The organism is Pseudomonas sp. PDM05 (genome assembly GCF_014851685.1).
GTDB lineage: Bacteria > Pseudomonadota > Gammaproteobacteria > Pseudomonadales > Pseudomonadaceae > Aquipseudomonas.
In genome coordinates, this window is the sequence record NZ_JACVAC010000005.1 from 125,843 (window position 1) to 142,615 (window position 16,773).

The following is a 16,773-nucleotide window of genomic DNA, read 5'->3' on the forward strand; positions in this document are numbered from 1 at the left end:
TATGAAATTTCTTGTGATTGCTAGCTACGCGGACTCATTGATTAATTTTCGGGGACCTTTGTTGGATGCTTTGCTTGCGAGAGGTCTCTCGGTGAGTGTTGCTGCTCCAGGGTTACCCGCTGGAAGTGCCGTTAGAGCAGATCTGGAAAGCAAAGGTATAACAGTATACGAAATACCTTTGCAGCGTGTGGGAACGAACCCGTTCGCAGATCTCATGGCGTTTATCTCGCTTTGTAAGCTAATGGTGCGCGTCAATCCAGAAGCCGTCCTGGCTTATACAGTGAAACCAGTAATCTATGGCTTGCTGGCCGCGCGCCTGATGAGAGTTCGCCGTCGTTTTGCGCTCATTACCGGCTTAGGTTACGCGTTTCAACACGCGACTAATCCGGGGCGTGGTGGACGCGGATTGCTCCAGTCGCTGGTGCAGCATTTGTATGCATTGGCGCTGCGACCTGCTACGAGGGTTTTCTTTCAGAACCCTGATGATGAGGCGCTTTTCAAGGAGATGCGATTAATCGCTTCCGAGACACCGTCTACGGTCGTAAACGGCTCAGGTGTCGATCTTAGCAATTTTGGTGTCGTACCACTCCCCGGATCGGTCAGTTTTCTTTTAATCGCCCGACTTCTTGGCGATAAAGGGGTACGTGAGTTCGTTGCGGCCGCCCGGGCCGTTAAGGCCAAGCATGAGGGCGTTGTATTCAAGATTGTGGGATGGATCGACGAAAATCCCGACAAGATTTCACCTGACGAATTAGACGCGTGGATTGCTGACGGTACAGTTCAGTTTCTCGGGCGTCTGAAAGATGTCCGCCCCGCAATTTCTGATTCAAGCGTGTATGTTCTGCCCTCTTATCGTGAGGGAACTCCTCGTACAGTACTTGAGGCGATGGCCATGGGCAGGCCTATTATTACCACCGATGCACCAGGCTGCAGAGAGACTGTTATTGACGGCGAAAATGGGTTCTTGATACCAGTGAAGGACGTCAGTGAACTCACAGCGGCGATGTTGCGTTTCGTCGAGTGCCCCGAGCTCATCCAGACGATGGGGAAGCAGTCCCGGCATTTGTGCGAGATTAAGTACGACGTGAAAAAGGTCAACGAAGTTATGTTGGATGGAATGGGTATTTAGTGCTTGTAAACCATAGGATGTGGCTTGGAATCTATGGTGTTTGTGTTTTTGTTAGCACAGGGTTGAAGCCAGCCTTATTTCTCTACTGGGTAGATTATGCTTAAGCGTTCATTTGATATTTTTGCATCTGTATGCGGTCTTTTTTTATTTGCTCCAGTCATGATTGTCGTGGCTTGGTTCGTCAGGAAGAAGCTTGGGTCGCCGGTGCTGTTTAAGCAGGTCAGACCGGGGCTGAATGGCAAACCCTTTACGCTGGTCAAATTTCGTACTATGCGTGATGATTGCGATCAACATGGAGTTCCGCTGGCCGATTCTGATCGCCTGACCAGATTCGGTCGCTTCTTGCGCTCCACCAGCCTTGATGAATTGCCTAGCCTTCTGAACGTACTCAAGGGGGACATGAGTATCGTCGGCCCTAGGCCGTTATTGATGGAGTATTTGCCTTTGTATAGTGCTGAGCAGTATCGGCGCCACGATGTAAGACCTGGCATCACTGGCTGGGCTCAGGTAAATGGACGCAACTCCCTTAGCTGGGAAGAAAAATTTAAACTCGATATTTGGTATGTTGAAAGAAGATCGCTCTGGATAGATCTTAAAATAATCGTGATGACTGTCAAGAAGGTTTTCGTCAGAGAGGGTATTAGTGCTGACGGCGTAGCAACAATGAATAAGTTTACAGGCACTAAGTGAAAAAGGACTGATGCACCTGGGCGCTGTAAATTAGCCGATCAGTGTTGCATGCTTTTGCTTTTATAAATACATAAGGAGTTTCCATGTTAGGAACAACATTTTCTCCCTGGCCTTCTTTCACGGTAGAGGAAGCAGACGCTGTCCGCGATGTGGTTCTATCAAATAAGGTCAACTACTGGACGGGGCAGGAAACGCGTCAGTTCGAGGCGGAATTCGCTACCTGGTCGGGCGTCAATCATGCTGTTGCGCTCGCAAACGGGACTGTTGCGTTGGACGTAGCGCTGGTAGCTCTAGGCATTGGTTCCGGTGATGAGGTCATCGTAACCTCCAGAACATTCCTTGCGTCTGTTTCTTCCATTGTGAACGCAGGTGCCATCCCTGTGTTCGCTGATGTGGATCTTGACTCGCAAAACATCACAGCGAAGTCTGTTGAAGCAGTGATTACTCCACGTACACGAGCAGTGATCTGTGTACACCTTGCCGGCTGGCCATGTGATATGGATCCAATCATGAGCCTTGCTGCCGAACATGACTTGAAAGTCATTGAGGACTGTGCGCAGGCGCACGGGGCTTACTATAAGGGCCGGCCAGTTGGCTCCATAGGCCATATCGGAGCATGGTCCTTCTGTCAGGATAAAATCATGAGCACCGGCGGCGAAGGTGGCATGGTCACGACTAACGACCGCGATCTTTGGGCGAAGATGTGGTCGTACAAGGATCATGGCAAGAGTTGGGAGGCTGTGTACGAGCGCTCCCATGCCCCTGGTTTTCGCTGGGTACATGAAAGTTTTGGTACCAATTGGCGTATGCTTGAGGTGCAGGCTGTAATTGGTCGTATTCAGTTGCGCCGGATGGAAGCATGGCACGCTCAGCGTGCACAGAATGCGCAGAGCATTTGGGAGGCTGCACGTCGGTTGCCTGCGTTGAGAGTCCCCGACTTTCCTGAAGGTGATGTTCACGCTGCCTATAAGTGTTATTTCTTTGTACGCCCAGAACGTTTAAGAGAAGGCTGGTCCCGTGATCGTATCTTGAGCGAATTCGCGGCACGCGGCGTTCCTGCCTTTTCAGGATCGTGCTCTGAGGTCTATCTCGAAAAAGCATTCGACAACACCGGGTGGCGACCAGCAAAAAGGCTCCCCAACGCCAAAGAGCTAGGTGAGACGAGTTTGATGCTTCTCGTCCATCCAACGTTGACGGAAAGTGAAATTCAGATGACTTGCAGAGTATTGACAGACATAGTGGGTGAGGCATCAATCCAATAATTGTGTGAGATGGCGCAATGATGGTCAGAATGAAGATTTCGCTGGGAGCAAAATAGTGTTCAAGGGGTATATGGATCGCATACGAGCGTACTTGCTGAGTCTTCCTCGAAGACAAAAACGGGTCTTGCAGGTGATCACGGATGTGATTTTGGTCTGGAGTGCGCTTTGGCTTGCGTTCGTTGTGCGCCTGGGAATAGACGAAATGACCAATCCGGTCAGGCTGCATCTGTGGTTGTTCGTCTGTGCGCCGGTCGTCGCCATCCCCTTGTTCATTCGGTTTGGAATGTACCGCGCTGTGATGCGGTACTTCGGTAATGATGCGCTCATCGCTATCATCAAAGCTGTTTGTCTCTCATCTCTTATTCTAGGTGTGATTGTTTATTGGTTCAGTAATCATCAGAGTGTTATTCCAAGGTCCATTATTTTTAATTACTGGTGGTTAAGTCTAATAATGGTGGGCGGTTTGCGCTTGGCGATGCGACAGTATTTCTTGGGTGATTGGTTCGCGGCTGCTCAGCATGTTCCATTTACCAGTCGAGAAAACGGTCTTCCGCGAGTTGCGATTTATGGTGCCGGTGCCGCGGGTAACCAACTAGTTGCTGCTTTACGAATGGGTCGTGTAATGCGGCCTGTAGCGTTCATTGACGATGACGACAGTATTTCCGATCGTGTCATTTCGGGTTTGCAGGTATACAAACCGCGTCATATTCAGCGAATGATCGATGCTACAGGTGCTCAAGAGATTCTATTGGCGATCCCTTCTTCCAATCGTGGTCGCCGTCGTGAGATTTTGGGGCTTCTTGAGAAGTATCCTCTGCATGTGCGTAGCGTTCCCGGATTCATGGACCTTGCGAGCGGTCGTGTAAAGGTTGACGATATTCAGGAAGTCGATATAGCCGATCTTTTAGGACGTGATGCTGTCCCGGCCCAAGCGGAACTACTGGAGCATTGCATTAAAGGGCAAACGGTTTTGGTTACCGGTGCTGGTGGTTCGATTGGTTCTGAGTTATGTAGGCAGATTCTGGAGCTTCGTCCTACTACTCTGTTGATGTTCGAACACAGTGAATTCAATCTTTATTGCATTTTATCTGAGTTGGAGCAACGCATTGCGCGCGAGTCGCTGATTGTTAGAGTCCTACCGATCCTAGGATCTGTTCGTGATCCAGCGAAGCTGCTGGACGTGATGAAAACCTGGCATGTAGATACTGTTTATCATGCTGCGGCTTACAAGCACGTGCCGATGGTTGAGCATAATATTGCTGAAGGGGTACTGAATAATGTAATCGGTACCTTGAATACTGCACAGGCAGCGCTGCAGGCCGGAGTTGCCAATTTCGTATTGATTTCTACTGATAAAGCGGTGCGGCCAACTAACGTTATGGGAAGTACCAAGCGGTTGGCCGAAATGACGCTACAGGCCCTCAGTCAGGAAGTGGCGCCTGTGATGTTTGGTGAAAAGGCAAACGTCTCTCGTGTCAATAAAACACGTTTCACCATGGTTCGTTTTGGCAATGTGCTAGGGTCATCCGGATCAGTCATTCCCTTATTCCATAAACAGATCAAGTCTGGGGGGCCGCTAACGGTTACCCATCCTAAAATTACCCGGTATTTCATGACCATTCCTGAGGCTGCCCAGTTGGTTATTCAAGCTGGTTCGATGGGGCAGGGCGGCGATGTGTTTGTACTCGACATGGGGGAGCCGGTTAGGATCGTTGAATTGGCGGAAAAAATGATTCACCTCTCAGGCTTGAGTCTGCGGTCTGAGAAAAATCCTCATGGAGACATTGCAATAGAGTTCAGCGGTCTGCGGCCCGGAGAGAAACTTTATGAGGAATTGCTGATCGGCGATAACGTAGTCGGAACTCAGCATCCAATGATTATGAGTGCCAGTGAGGATCACATCGCCTGGGATGTCCTGAAGACAAAGTTGAGTGAACTACTCGACGCTATTCATCACGATGACTATGGTCGGGTACGACAATTACTTCGTGATACGGTGAGCGGATATTCACCTGACGGCGAGATAGTCGATTGGGTTTATCAACAACGTCGACAGGAACCATAATGGCTATAGTCTGCCGAGGCGTAGCACAGTGGCATTGATGCGAATGATTGTCTGCTCACTGTCGAGGATCGACATGATCTTCTTAAGTAGCGAGTGTGTTCAGGTTGGAGAGTAAGGGTGTTCTCTGAATATCTAGCTCTTTTAATTTTAAAGTTTACTTATTTTGCACAGTTTTGGTTTTGTGCCTCATAGATTGGAGTCTGGAATGTCTAAAATACTTATCGCAGGGGCTGGTGGGGCACCGTCCGAGGGCGTGATCAATTCACTTTTGATGGGGGCCAAAGGCGATACGGTTATTGGAATGGGGTCGGAGCCTTCAGACCTCGCGTTGTCAAAGGCAAGTAAGAAGTTTTATATTCCGTACGCCAACACGCCAGAGTACCAGGGCAAGCTGATTCAACTATTAAATGCCGAGAAGCCAGATTTAGTTCACTTCCAGAACGATCTTGAGATTTTTCATGCCTCTTTGATACGTGATGAAATTCTTGCAACGGGTACAAAGTTGTTTATGCCCAGTCATGAAGTTATCGATACGTGCGTGCATAAGCATAAGTCTTACGAAGCTTTCAAGCGCGCAGGCATTACAGTGCCCCGCAATATTATGATCAACGACGAGCAGGATCTGCGAGAGGCATTCAAATCCCTCGGGAATGTTGACGGTAAAATTTGGTTGCGTGCGTCCTCTATTGGGGGGGGGGGCAAGGGGGCGATACCTACCAATGACTTTGCCTTGGCTAAGTCGTGGATTGATCATTATAACGGTTGGGGGGATTTTGTAGCTGCTGAGTTGCTCACACCCAACACTATTACATGGCTTTCTATCTGGCACGAAGGTGATTTGGTTGTAGCGCAATCACGTGAGCGTAGAAGTTGGACTCATGGCAATAGAAGTATTTCTGGTGTTACAGGTGTCACGAAAGTTGGGGTTACCTGCGCTAACGATAAAGCCACTGAAGTAGCAATTAACTGTATAAAGGCTGTTTCAGAAAAGCCGCATGGTATATTTGGTGTGGACATGGCGTATGGTTTTGATGGTGTGCCAAATCCTACTGAAATCAATATTTCCAGATTTTTCACAACCGTGCAGTTTTTTACCGAGGCAGGTTTGAATATGCCTGAGATTTTCAAGGATATTGCACTGCACGGGGAGTTTCCTCAGCTAGAGTCCATCATCAATCCTTTGCCAAATGACCTTATGTGGCTGCGCGGTATGGATACGCCTCCAAGGTTGACTACCGAGCAAGGTATTCGAGATGAGATTATCTTCATATGAATATTTTAATTACCGGCGCGTCTGGTTTTATTGGCGAGCGGCTATTAGATGCGGCAATCACGCTGTGGGGGAAGGATAGTGTCACTGCGTTCAGTTCTCGGAAAATCGAGGGCTGTTATAGCATTGTTTATAATAAATCTTTGCCCGGTTTCGGTTTGCAGGCCGCGGACCTTGCCAGGATCGAAAATGTCGATGTTTTGATCCATGCGGGAGCCTATACTCCGAAAAGTGGCGGCGAAGCCAATATTTTTAGTGCGTGTAACGGTAATGTTTATTTCACTGAAGAGTTGCTGAAATTACCCTTTGGTAAACTGAGCAGGATATTGTTTGTCAGCACGCTTGATGTGTATGCATCCGCCACTCCGATCTCGGAGCTTACACCCACTGTGCCTGCGACCTTGTATGGGTGGTCTAAGCTTTACTGCGAACAAATGGTTTCACTGTTTGCCCGTGAGAAAAAAATTAATCATACAATTCTGCGCGTCGGCCACGTCTACGGACCAGGTGAGGAGAAATACGCGAAATTCCTACCCAAAACTATCGCAAGTATCCTGGCAGGCGGAACTGTTGAGTTGTACGGGGATGGGGCTGAGTTAAGAAGTTTCATTTATATTGATGATGTCGTTACGGCGCTGCTCGCTGCGGTTGACTTGGCGGAACAGGTTTCTGTCATTAACATCGTCGGTGGTACCGCAGTATCAATCAAAACAGTATTGGATGAGTTGGTTGCAATCAGTGGTCGGCCCGTTGAAATAGTTCGGCGCGAATTTTCGGGTGTTAAGCGCGACTTTGTTTTTGATACAACGTTGTTAAAGAAATATCTGCTACCTCAAGAGACACCTTTCTTGTCGGGGCTGAACGCCGAGTTTGCTTACTTCGAGAGCCTCAAGTGAATATTATATTTGATCTCGATGGCACGCTGATCGACTCGCGTCTTCGCCTATATCAGCTTTTCCAGAAATTGGTCCCGGAGTCACGGCTTGATTATATTCAGTACTGGGATTTTAAATTTGCGGGGCTTTCAAATGAGGCGATTTTGTCGCGCCAATTCGGCCTTGGAGAACTGCAGGTTATAGAGTTTCGTGAGCGATGGATGGATTTAATTGAAAGTCCGGAATTTCTTTCAATAGATACGAATTTTTCCGGTATGCATGCTGCTTTATCGCGGTTGAAAAGTGAGGCGAAATTGTATGTTTGCACGGCGCGTCAGTTGGTTGACCCTGTCTATGTGCAACTGGAAAGCCTGAAGTTGCTCGAGTATTTTGAAAGTGTGATGGTTACCGAACAGCGCAATACAAAAGATTTTTTGATTTCGCAAAACATCAAGGATTTGAGTTCGGCTGATTGGGTGATTGGCGATACAGGGAAAGATATACAGGTGGGTGCTGCGCTCGGTATGAGTACCTGTGCGGTATTGACCGGTTTTATGAAGCGTGAGGCTTTACTTAAATACTGTCCGAGTCGAGTTGTCGAGTCGGTCATCGAGTTTGCGCTTTAGCATCAGAACGCTATCGGCTCGATGGTCAATTTGGTTATAGGGATTCATGGAGTGTTTTTGAGTTTTTAAGTTGCTTCTGGTTTTATTTGGTAGAATCGAAATAATAGCCTTTATTCAGGTTTGCATAATTTTCTATGACTTTTTATTTCCTGAAGCACCTTTCGAATACTTAAATTTACACCCTGTAACTCAACCCTCTTTGACGAATCCCCCACATCACCTAAGTTTGAAAAGCAGCTTCGGAAAAGCTGCTTTTCTCTTATCGATGTCATGGAGCGTCACTTATGCAAAACACCTACATTTCTTCCCTGATCTTCGCTTTCCTCACCACTCTCTCCGTCACCACCACCGCCGCCCCTTCGATCAAGCCCGAAGCCCCAGCGCCCATTTCCGCGCAGATCAACAAGGCCGAGCAATCCGCCAAGGTGAACCTGAACGCCGCCGACGCCGAGACCCTGCGTCGTGATCTGTTTGGCATCGGTGCTGCCAAAGCCAAGGCGATCATCGCCTACCGCGATAGCAATGGGCCGTTCACGGCGGTAGATGAGTTGCTGGAAGTGAAGGGGATCGGCAAGGCGCTGCTGGAGAAGAACCGCGAAAGGCTGTCGATCAACTAAGGCGTCAGGGAGGCCGGTCATTGACCGGCCTTTTCGTCATCCTGTATCTGCGCCTTCAAGGTATCGCGCACCACCGCCATGATCCGCGCCGCCAACTGCGGATTCTCGACACTCCTGGCCAGCACCAATGCGCCCACCAGTGTCGACATCACCACCAGGCTCTGCGCATCACCGCGGCCTTCACCCAGCGCTGTTTCAATCTGCTTGAGCCGTGCGTCGAGTACAGCGTCCGTTGTTGGACTAGGCTGGCCTCTCATCCCCAACTCGGAGCACATGGTTGGCAGCGGGCAACCCTGGTCCGGGGAGACCTGGTGCCAGTCCGACAAGTAGCTGTCGATGAACGCGTCCAGCGGCCGCTCCTGGCTGAAGAGTGTTTCGCAATGCGCATCGAGTTCTGCCGCCGAGGCGAGGAGGGCCTTTTCCACCAGTTCGTCTTTGGACTTGAAGTGTGCGTAGAACCCGCCATGGGTCAGGTTCAGCGCCTTCATCAAGGGTTGCAAGCCGGTGGCGCCAATGCCATCGCGGCGAAAGCGCACGGACGCTTCCTTGATGATGCGTTGGTGAGTCTTGGCTTTGTGGTCTCGGGAGTAACGCATAAGGCGGCCTCGGGAACGAGGGGGAAGTTTAACCAAGTTGAACGTTATTACGCATCTGCACACAGGCCTGCAGGTTGGCATGAAAAGTGATTACGTCTACAGCGCAGATTGTTCAACAATCACGAGGTAAAGATGACGCTCAGTTTGTCGCTGGCCGACCAGATCGCCCTGGAGCTGCGCGCCGATATCATCGGCGGGCGGTTGTTACCTGGAATGGCATTGGTCGAGGTGGAATTGGTCAAGAGGTACAACGCGTCGCGCAATACGATCCGCGAAGCGTTGCACCGTTTGGGGCAGGAGGGCCTGACCCGTTATGTGCGCAACAAGGGGGTCATGGTCCGGCGCCTGGAGCGCGACGAGGTGCGCGATTTGTTTGTCGTCCGACGTACCCTGGAGCTGCAGGCCATCGCTCAAAGCCGCGCGCTGACATCCGATCAGTCTGAGCGCATGCAGAACGCCATCGATGCCACCAGCCTGGCGCGGGAGCGTGAGGATTGGCGTGCCGTGGCCACCCACAGCCTGGTGTTCCACCAGCAGATTGTCGGCTTGATGCGCAGCCCCTTGTTTGATGAATTTTTCGCCCAGGTGATCGCGCAGCTTCGCCTGGTGTTTTGTGCGGCGCCCGACGAGCAGCGCTTCCAGTCGCCTTGGCTGGAGCGTGATCGTGAGATTTACACGTTACTGGTCCAGGAGGACAAACCGGCGGCAGGCGAAGCGATGAGCGTGTACCTGGATGATTCGGAACGTCTGTCACTGGCCCTGTTCACCCAACCCTGATCGAGGAACCCCATCATGTACAAAGACTATCCGGCCGCCTATCAGGTCAGCAAAGGTTCGGCGTTGCAGGTCGACACCGCGTTTTATGAGCGGATTCGTGAGCGTGCCGACCAGCGCACGTTGATCGAACAATTCGAGGTGCCGATTCGCACGGGGAGGGCGTGGAAGGTGCCGGCAGGGCATGTGTTCCGGGTGACTACGCCGGTCGGTCCGCAGGTGGGAGATTTCAATGTATGGAACGCCAACGATCCGCGCGAGCGCCTCTGGGCGGCACGCACGCGGCAGTTGCAGGGCGCACATGTCAGTACCCATGACCGGTTGTGGTCGAACCTGCCGTTCCTGCGGCCGCTGGTTACGATCACCGATGACAGCCTGGCGGGCTATGGCATCGACGAACACGGCGGGCGCCTGCACGATTTGCTTGGCACGCGCTGCGATCCCTATGTGAACCGCATGCTCACCGGCGAGGATTTCCACCACCACTGCCATTCGAACCTGACGCGTGCAGTATTGCCCCACGGCCTGACGGAATTCGACGTGCACGACGTGCTGAATATTTTCCAGTGCACCGGCCTCAATCATGACGATATGTATTTCATGAAGGCGTGCCCGGCGCAGAAGGGCGATTACCTGGAGTTTTTTGCCGAGATTGATCTGCTGTGCGCGCTGTCGACATGCCCGGGCGGGGACTTGTCACTGCCGATGTGGGGGCCCAACGCCCAGGACCCCCTGACGGTGTGCCGTCCGCTGGGTGTCGAGATCTATCGGTTGGACGAGGCGCTGCTGGATGGCTGGAGCCAGCCGGAACGTGCTGCCTATAAGGGGCAGCACGGGTTGCAGATTGCCAAGGCCGCCTGGGAGTAACCCAAGGCTCAGCGATCCTGCGCGTCCTTGGCATCCGCCTGGGCGTTGCGTTCGGCCACGCGCTTGCGTTGTTCGTCGGTGAGTTCCACTTTGTTGGCGCTGTCCCGCAGCATCAGCAAGCCACCGACGATCGATCCGATCGCTACCACTAAAATCAACCACGCATACCACGGCATAAGGCTCTCCTTGAGGCAGATTGCCGTGGGAGAATTTTCCCACGGTAATAACTGCTTTGAGTGACGGGCTTTCTGAGTAGTTCAGTGTAGGCCCGTTCTGCCTCAAGTAGATCAGAGCCCGGTCAACATCGCATCCGCCGGGGCATCGGCGCGGTTTTGTGCAGTCAACTGGAAGTAGGCAAACCCGACTGCCATGAAGGCCAGAAAGATCAGCCCGATCAGCGCGTTGAACCAGGCCATCGCGACCAGGCACACCACCGCCAGTACCAGCGCGATGCCCGGCACAATCGGATAGCCCGGCGCGCGGAAGGTGCGTTCCAGCAGCGGCTCGGTCTTACGCAACTTGAACAGGCTGAGCATGCTCATGATGTACATCACGATGGCGCCGAACACCGCCATGGTGATCATCGCGGCGGTCAGTGTCATGCCGCCCAGGTTGATCAGGCCGTCGCTGTAGATCGCGGCGATACCGACCACGCCACCGGCGATGATGGCGCGGTGCGGCGTCTGAAAACGCGACAGCTTGGCCAGGAAAGATGGCAGGTAACCGGCGCGAGCCAGGGCGAAGAACTGACGCGAGTAGCCGAGGATGATGCCGTGGAAGCTGGCCACCAGGCCGAACAAACCGATCCATACCAGCATGTGCAGCCAGCCGGAGCTGTCGCCCACCACGGTTTTCATCGCTTGGGGCAGCGGGTCGTTGATGTTCGACAGGGTGCGCCAGTCGCCCACGCCACCGGCGAAGAACATCACGCCCATGGCCAGGATCACCAAGGTCAGGATGCCGCTGATGTAGGCTTTTGGAATAGTGCGCTTCGGATCTTTTGCTTCTTCAGCGGCCATGGCCGCGCCTTCGATGGCGAGGAAGAACCAGATCGCAAACGGAATCGCCGCAAACATCCCGGCAATGGCCGGTGCGCCGAAGGTGTCGGAACCGGCCCAGCCATTCAGGGCGAAGTTGCTGAAGCTGAACGCCGGGGCAACTACGCCCATGAACACCAGCAACTCGGCCACGGCGAGCACGCACACCACCAGCTCAAAGGTGGCGGCGAGTTTCACCCCGAGGATGTTCAGGCCCATGAATACGATGTAAGCGCCAACGGCCGCGTGTTTTGGGTCGAGAGCCGGGAACTGCACGTTGAGATAGGCGCCGATGGCCAAGGCGATGGCAGGCGGGGCGAAGACAAATTCGATCAAAGTCGCTAGCCCGGCAATCAAGCCGCCTTTCTCTCCGAACGCCCGGCGGCTGTAGGCAAACGGCCCGCCAGCGTGGGGAATCGCGGTGGTCAGCTCGGTGAAACTGAAGATAAAGCAGGTGTACATCGCGGCGACCATCAATGACGTCACCAAGAAGCCCAAGGTCCCGGCCACGCCCCAGCCATAGCTCCAGCCGAAGTATTCCCCGGAAATCACCAGCCCGACGGCAATGCCCCACAAATGCAGGGTGCCCAAGGTGGGTTTGAGTTGTGTGTTCATCGTGCTGCGCTCCCTGAACGGTTTGGAATGATTCAAGGTGTTGCAGCGGCCATGCCAGCCTGAGAATCATTGTCGTAAAGCCGCGCAACTGTCGTGGGGGGAATGGTTTGGCGTTTGAATCCCGCCAGGGTTGCACCAGATAAGTGCGGCGGTGTTTGAACCGACGCTTTCGCGAGCAAGCCCGCTCCCACACTCGACCGCGTTCGCCAGGCAAGCCCCCATCAAAATGTGGGAGCGGGTTTACTCGCCAAGAGGCCCGCCCAGACACCGAAAGCCCCCCTGTAACCCCCGCATAAACCCACTCTTTACGCCGTCTTTACGCCCTGCCCACACCCTCGATCTCGTTCCTTTACGCCACTCCTGCGGACAATTACCCCACACGCGGCAACACGCCGCTAAACGGAGAGACTTCCATGAGCGTTCTGGACGGGGTGTCACTGCTATTGGCCGTGGCGCTGTTCATTTATCTGCTGGTTGCGCTGTTACGCGCGGATCGGAACTAGGAGCTGGCCATGCACAGTTATGACTATTGGCTGATCATCGCCTTCTTTGCTTTGGTGCTACTGCCCGCGCCGTTCCTGGGGCGGTTCTACTACAAGGTGATGGAAGGCCAGCGCACCTGGCTGAGCCCGGTGCTGGGGCCGGTGGAAAACGCCTGCTATCGCGTGGCCGGTGTCGACGCGCAGGCAGAACAGAGCTGGCAGAAATACGCGCTGGCCCTGCTGGCGTTCAACCTCGCCGGTTTCTTGCTGCTGTTCGCGATCTTGCTGTTCCAGGACTATCTCCCACTGAACCCGCAGAAATTGCCGGGTCAGGAATGGACCCTTGCCTTCAACACCGCCGTCAGTTTCATGACCAACACCAACTGGCAGTCCTACAGCGGGGAGGCGTCCCTGAGCTACCTCAGCCAGATGGCTGGCCTGACCGTGCAAAACTTCGTCAGCGCCGCCACCGGCCTGGCCGTCTTGGTCGCCTTGTGCCGTGGGATCGGCCGTAAATCCGCCAAGACCTTGGGCAACTTCTGGGTCGATATGACCCGCGCCACCCTCTACGGCCTGCTGCCACTGTGCCTGGTGCTGGCGCTGTTGCTGGTCTGGCAGGGCGTCCCGCAAACCTTCGCCCATTACATTGACGCGGTGACGCTGCAAGGCGTGGATCAAGTGATCCCCCTGGGCCCGGCCGCCAGCCAGATCGCGATCAAGCAACTGGGCACCAACGGTGGTGGCTTCTTTGGCGTCAACTCGGCGCATCCGTTTGAAGACCCGACCGCGTGGGCCAACCTGTTCGAGGTGGCGTCGATCATCCTGATCCCTGTGGCACTGGTGTTCACCTTCGGTCACTACGTCAAGGACTTGCGTCAGAGCCGTGCAATTCTCGGCTGCATGCTTGCGCTGTTCCTGATCGGCGGCGCGACGTCGTTGTGGTCCGAGTACCAGCCCAACCCGACCCTGAAAGCCCCGGCCGTCGAGCAGACCGCCCCGCTGGAAGGCAAAGAGGCGCGCTTCGGTACTACCGGCACCGTGCTCTGGTCGGTGACCACCACGGCGGCGTCCAACGGTTCGGTCAATGGCATGCAGGACAGCCTCAACCCGCTGAGCGGCATGGTGGCGATGGTTAACATGATGGTCGGCGAAGTGATCTTTGGCGGCGTTGGCGCCGGCATGTACGGCATGCTGCTCAACGTGTTGATCGCCGTGTTCCTCGCTGGCCTGATGATCGGCCGCACCCCCGAATACCTGGGCAAGAAACTCCAGGCCAAGGAAGTGCAATTGCTCGTCGTCACCTTGCTGGTCATGCCGGTGGGCGTGCTTGTGCTCGGCGCCATCGCGGCCAGCCTGCCTGGCCCGGCGAGTGCCATCAGCAACCCCGGCCCCCACGGTTTCAGCCAGTTGCTCTACGCCTACACCTCGGCCAGCGCCAACAACGGCTCGGCGTTCGCTGGCTTCAGCGCCAACACCGCGTTCCACAACCTGATGCTTGGCCTGGGCATGTTGATCGGGCGCTTCGGCTACATCCTCCCGGTGCTGGCCCTGGCCGGCAGCCTGGCGATGAAGAAGGCTGCACCGATTGGCCAAAACAGCTTTCCGACCCATGGCCCACTGTTCGTGACCCTGTTGACCGTAACCATTTTGCTGGTGGGCGGCCTGACGTTCCTGCCAACGCTGGCACTAGGCCCGATTGCTGAACACCTGAGCATGGGCTTCTAAGGGGATATGAAAATGAATATGCCTGCAAAAAACGCAGCTCCGGTGAAAGCCCAGGAGCCCGCCAAAACCGCTATCTCTGCCCTGTGGCGCCCGGCGCTGGTCCAGGCGTTCGTCAAGCTGGACCCGCGCCAGTTGCAACGCTCGCCGGTGATGTTGGTGGTCGAACTGACCGCCATCCTCACCACCGTGTTGTGCTTTGTGCCGGACACCACCGTGCCGACCTTCGTCGCTGTGCAAATCGCCGTGTGGCTGTGGTTCACCGTGCTGTTCGCCAACTTCGCCGAAGCCTTGGCTGAAGGACGTGGCAAGGCCCGCGCCGACAGCCTCAAGGCTGGCAGCGAAGGCCTCAGCGCCCGGCGCAAGGAAACCGACGGCAGCTTCAAGGTGGTGCCGGCCACCAGCCTGCGTAAAGGCGATGTAGTGCGCGTCGCCGCCGGGGAAATGATCCCCGGTGACGGTGAGGTCATCGAAGGTATCGCCGCCGTCAACGAAGCGGCGATCACCGGCGAATCCGCACCGGTGATCCGCGAATCCGGTGGCGACCGCTCGGCCGTCACCGGCAACACGCGGCTGGTCTCGGACTGGCTGCTGATCCGCATCACCGCCAACCCTGGCGAGTCGACCCTGGACCGTATGATCGCCCTGGTCGAAGGCGCCAAGCGCCAGAAAACCCCGAACGAAGTGGCGCTGGATATTCTGCTGATCGGCCTGACGCTGATCTTCCTGCTGGTGGTGGTGACGTTGCAGCCGTTCGCCCACTTCGCCAGTGGCAGCTTGCCGTTGGTGTTCTTGGTCGCACTGCTGGTGACGCTGATTCCTACCACCATTGGCGGCCTGTTGTCGGCCATCGGCATCGCCGGCATGGACCGTCTGGTGCGCCTGAACGTGATCGCCAAATCCGGCCGTGCGGTGGAAGCGGCGGGGGACGTGCACGTGTTGCTGCTGGACAAGACCGGCACCATCACCTTCGGCAACCGTCGTTGCGCGGCGGTGGTCGCGGCCCCTGGCGTCAGCGGCAAGGAAGTCGCCGAAGGCGCGCTGTTTGCCTCCCTGGCGGATGACACGGCCGAAGGCAAATCCATCGTCGAATACCTGCGTGCCTTGCACCCCCAGGCCGAACCGTCGCCCGAGCAACTGACCGGCGTACCGTTCAGTGCCGAAACCCGTTTGTCCGGGGTCGACTATCAAGGCCGTGTGTTCCGCAAAGGCGCGGTGGATTCGCTGCTCGCCTTCCTCGGCCAGCAACGCCGTGAACTGGCCCCGGCGCTGTCACGGGAAATCGACAAAATCGCCCAGAGCGGCGGCACGCCATTGCTGGTGTGCGCCGACGGCAAGTTGCTCGGCGCGATCCACCTCAAGGACGTGGTCAAACCCGGCATCCGCGAACGTTTCGCCGAACTGCGCAAGCTGGGGATTCGCACCGTGATGGTCACCGGCGACAACCCGCTGACCGCCGCCGCGATTGCCGCTGAAGCTGGGGTGGACGACGTGCTGGCCGAAGCCACCCCGGAGAAAAAACTCGCGCGTATTCGCCACGAGCAGAACGACGGCCGCCTGGTCGCCATGTGCGGCGACGGTGCCAACGACGCCCCGGCCCTGGCCCAGGCGGACGTCGGCATGGCGATGAACGACGGCACCCAGGCCGCCCGCGAAGCCGCCAACATGGTCGACCTCGATAGCGACCCGACCAAGCTGCTGGACGTGGTGCAGATCGGCAAGGAACTGCTGGTGACCCGTGGCGCGCTGACCACCTTTTCCATCGCCAACGACGTGGCCAAGTACTTCGCGATCCTGCCGGCGCTGTTCGCCTCGATCTATCCGCAACTGGGCGTGCTCAACGTGATGCATCTGCAAAGCCCGCAGAGCGCGATCCTCTCGGCCATCGTGTTCAACGCGCTGATCATCGTGGTGCTGATTCCCCTGGCGCTGCGCGGTGTGCGCGTGCAAGCGGCGAGCGCGGCGGCGTTGCTGCGGCGCAACCTGCTGATCTACGGCCTGGGCGGGATTTTGGTGCCGTTCGTGGGCATCAAGGCGATCGACATGCTGCTGACCGCACTGCACCTGGTTTGAGCCCTATGACTGTCTGTGGCGAGGGCGCTTGCGCCCGTTGGACCGCGTAACGGTCCCACGTTTTGCGGCTGCT

The 16,773-nt window shown here is 55.3% G+C and carries 16 protein-coding genes; 13 read left to right on the top strand and 3 right to left on the bottom strand.

Going from position 1 to position 16,773, the window contains the following annotated elements; all coding sequences use genetic code 11:
* Window position 1 precedes the first annotated feature (1 nt).
* From IB241_RS12545 to IB241_RS12580, 8 genes are all read left to right on the top strand, one after another.
* A complete protein-coding gene (locus IB241_RS12545; protein ID WP_192298701.1) occupies window positions 2–1,129 on the top strand; it encodes a glycosyltransferase family 4 protein in 1,128 nt (375 codons plus the stop codon).
* A 96-nt stretch (window positions 1,130–1,225) separates the two neighbouring features.
* Window positions 1,226–1,819 (top strand): sugar transferase, encoded by a 594-nt coding sequence (locus tag IB241_RS12550; protein ID WP_192298702.1) that lies wholly within the window; start codon window positions 1,226–1,228, stop codon window positions 1,817–1,819.
* 83 nt (window positions 1,820–1,902) lie between these two features.
* On the top strand, window positions 1,903–3,081 hold the full coding sequence (locus IB241_RS12555) for a DegT/DnrJ/EryC1/StrS family aminotransferase (protein WP_192298703.1): 1,179 nt from the start codon (window positions 1,903–1,905) through the stop codon (window positions 3,079–3,081).
* Between the two features lie 70 nt (window positions 3,082–3,151).
* The gene (locus IB241_RS12560) at window positions 3,152–5,146 is read left to right on the top strand and encodes a polysaccharide biosynthesis protein (RefSeq protein WP_192298885.1); all 1,995 of its coding nucleotides are present in this window, start codon (window positions 3,152–3,154) and stop codon (window positions 5,144–5,146) included.
* Window positions 5,147–5,351: 205 nt separating this feature from the next.
* Window positions 5,352–6,419 (top strand): carboxylate--amine ligase, encoded by a 1,068-nt coding sequence (locus IB241_RS12565; protein ID WP_192298704.1) that lies wholly within the window; start codon window positions 5,352–5,354, stop codon window positions 6,417–6,419.
* Window positions 6,416–7,312, top strand: coding sequence for an NAD-dependent epimerase/dehydratase family protein (locus IB241_RS12570; RefSeq protein ID WP_192298705.1), 897 nt, complete (start codon window positions 6,416–6,418; stop codon window positions 7,310–7,312). The genes IB241_RS12565 and IB241_RS12570 overlap by 4 nt, the downstream gene beginning before the upstream one ends.
* Window positions 7,309–7,917: an HAD family hydrolase gene (locus tag IB241_RS12575; protein WP_192298706.1), complete on the top strand. Its 609-nt coding sequence runs from the start codon at window positions 7,309–7,311 to the stop codon at window positions 7,915–7,917. The genes IB241_RS12570 and IB241_RS12575 overlap by 4 nt, the downstream gene beginning before the upstream one ends.
* Window positions 7,918–8,201: 284 nt before the next feature.
* The gene (locus tag IB241_RS12580; protein ID WP_192298707.1) at window positions 8,202–8,534 is read left to right on the top strand and encodes a ComEA family DNA-binding protein; all 333 of its coding nucleotides are present in this window, start codon (window positions 8,202–8,204) and stop codon (window positions 8,532–8,534) included.
* Window positions 8,535–8,551: 17 nt separating this feature from the next.
* Here the strand turns inward: IB241_RS12580 and IB241_RS12585 are convergent, their stop codons facing one another.
* Window positions 8,552–9,130 (bottom strand): TetR/AcrR family transcriptional regulator, encoded by a 579-nt coding sequence (locus IB241_RS12585; protein WP_192298708.1) that lies wholly within the window; start codon window positions 9,128–9,130, stop codon window positions 8,552–8,554.
* 132 nt (window positions 9,131–9,262) lie between these two features.
* Here IB241_RS12585 and IB241_RS12590 point away from each other — a divergent pair, with 132 nt between their 5' ends.
* On the top strand, window positions 9,263–9,907 hold the full coding sequence (locus IB241_RS12590) for a GntR family transcriptional regulator (RefSeq protein ID WP_192298709.1): 645 nt from the start codon (window positions 9,263–9,265) through the stop codon (window positions 9,905–9,907).
* A 15-nt stretch (window positions 9,908–9,922) separates the two neighbouring features.
* The gene (locus IB241_RS12595) at window positions 9,923–10,771 is read left to right on the top strand and encodes an urea carboxylase-associated family protein (RefSeq protein ID WP_192298710.1); all 849 of its coding nucleotides are present in this window, start codon (window positions 9,923–9,925) and stop codon (window positions 10,769–10,771) included.
* An 8-nt stretch (window positions 10,772–10,779) separates the two neighbouring features.
* Here IB241_RS12595 and IB241_RS12600 read toward each other — a convergent pair whose 3' ends face one another.
* Together IB241_RS12600 and eat are read right to left on the bottom strand one after the other, a co-directional pair.
* Window positions 10,780–10,947, bottom strand: coding sequence for a DUF2897 family protein (locus tag IB241_RS12600; protein WP_008437727.1), 168 nt, complete (start codon window positions 10,945–10,947; stop codon window positions 10,780–10,782).
* A 111-nt stretch (window positions 10,948–11,058) separates the two neighbouring features.
* Entirely contained in the window at window positions 11,059–12,423 is a 1,365-nt protein-coding gene (gene eat, locus IB241_RS12605) for an ethanolamine permease (protein ID WP_192298711.1), read from the bottom strand.
* A 413-nt stretch (window positions 12,424–12,836) separates the two neighbouring features.
* Here eat and kdpF point away from each other — a divergent pair, with 413 nt between their 5' ends.
* Genes kdpF through kdpB form a run of 3 tightly spaced genes read left to right on the top strand, consistent with a single transcriptional unit; the run spans window position 12,837 to window position 16,700 of the window.
* Complete coding sequence (gene kdpF / locus IB241_RS12610) at window positions 12,837–12,926, top strand: K(+)-transporting ATPase subunit F (RefSeq protein ID WP_003218754.1); 90 nt, start codon at window positions 12,837–12,839, stop codon at window positions 12,924–12,926.
* A gap of 9 nt (window positions 12,927–12,935) precedes the next feature.
* Complete coding sequence (gene kdpA / locus IB241_RS12615) at window positions 12,936–14,630, top strand: potassium-transporting ATPase subunit KdpA (RefSeq protein WP_192298712.1); 1,695 nt, start codon at window positions 12,936–12,938, stop codon at window positions 14,628–14,630.
* Window positions 14,631–14,642: 12 nt separating this feature from the next.
* Window positions 14,643–16,700, top strand: a complete 2,058-nt coding sequence (kdpB, locus tag IB241_RS12620) for a potassium-transporting ATPase subunit KdpB (protein WP_192298713.1) — start codon at window positions 14,643–14,645, stop codon at window positions 16,698–16,700.
* The last annotated feature ends 73 nt before the right edge of the window (window positions 16,701–16,773 follow it).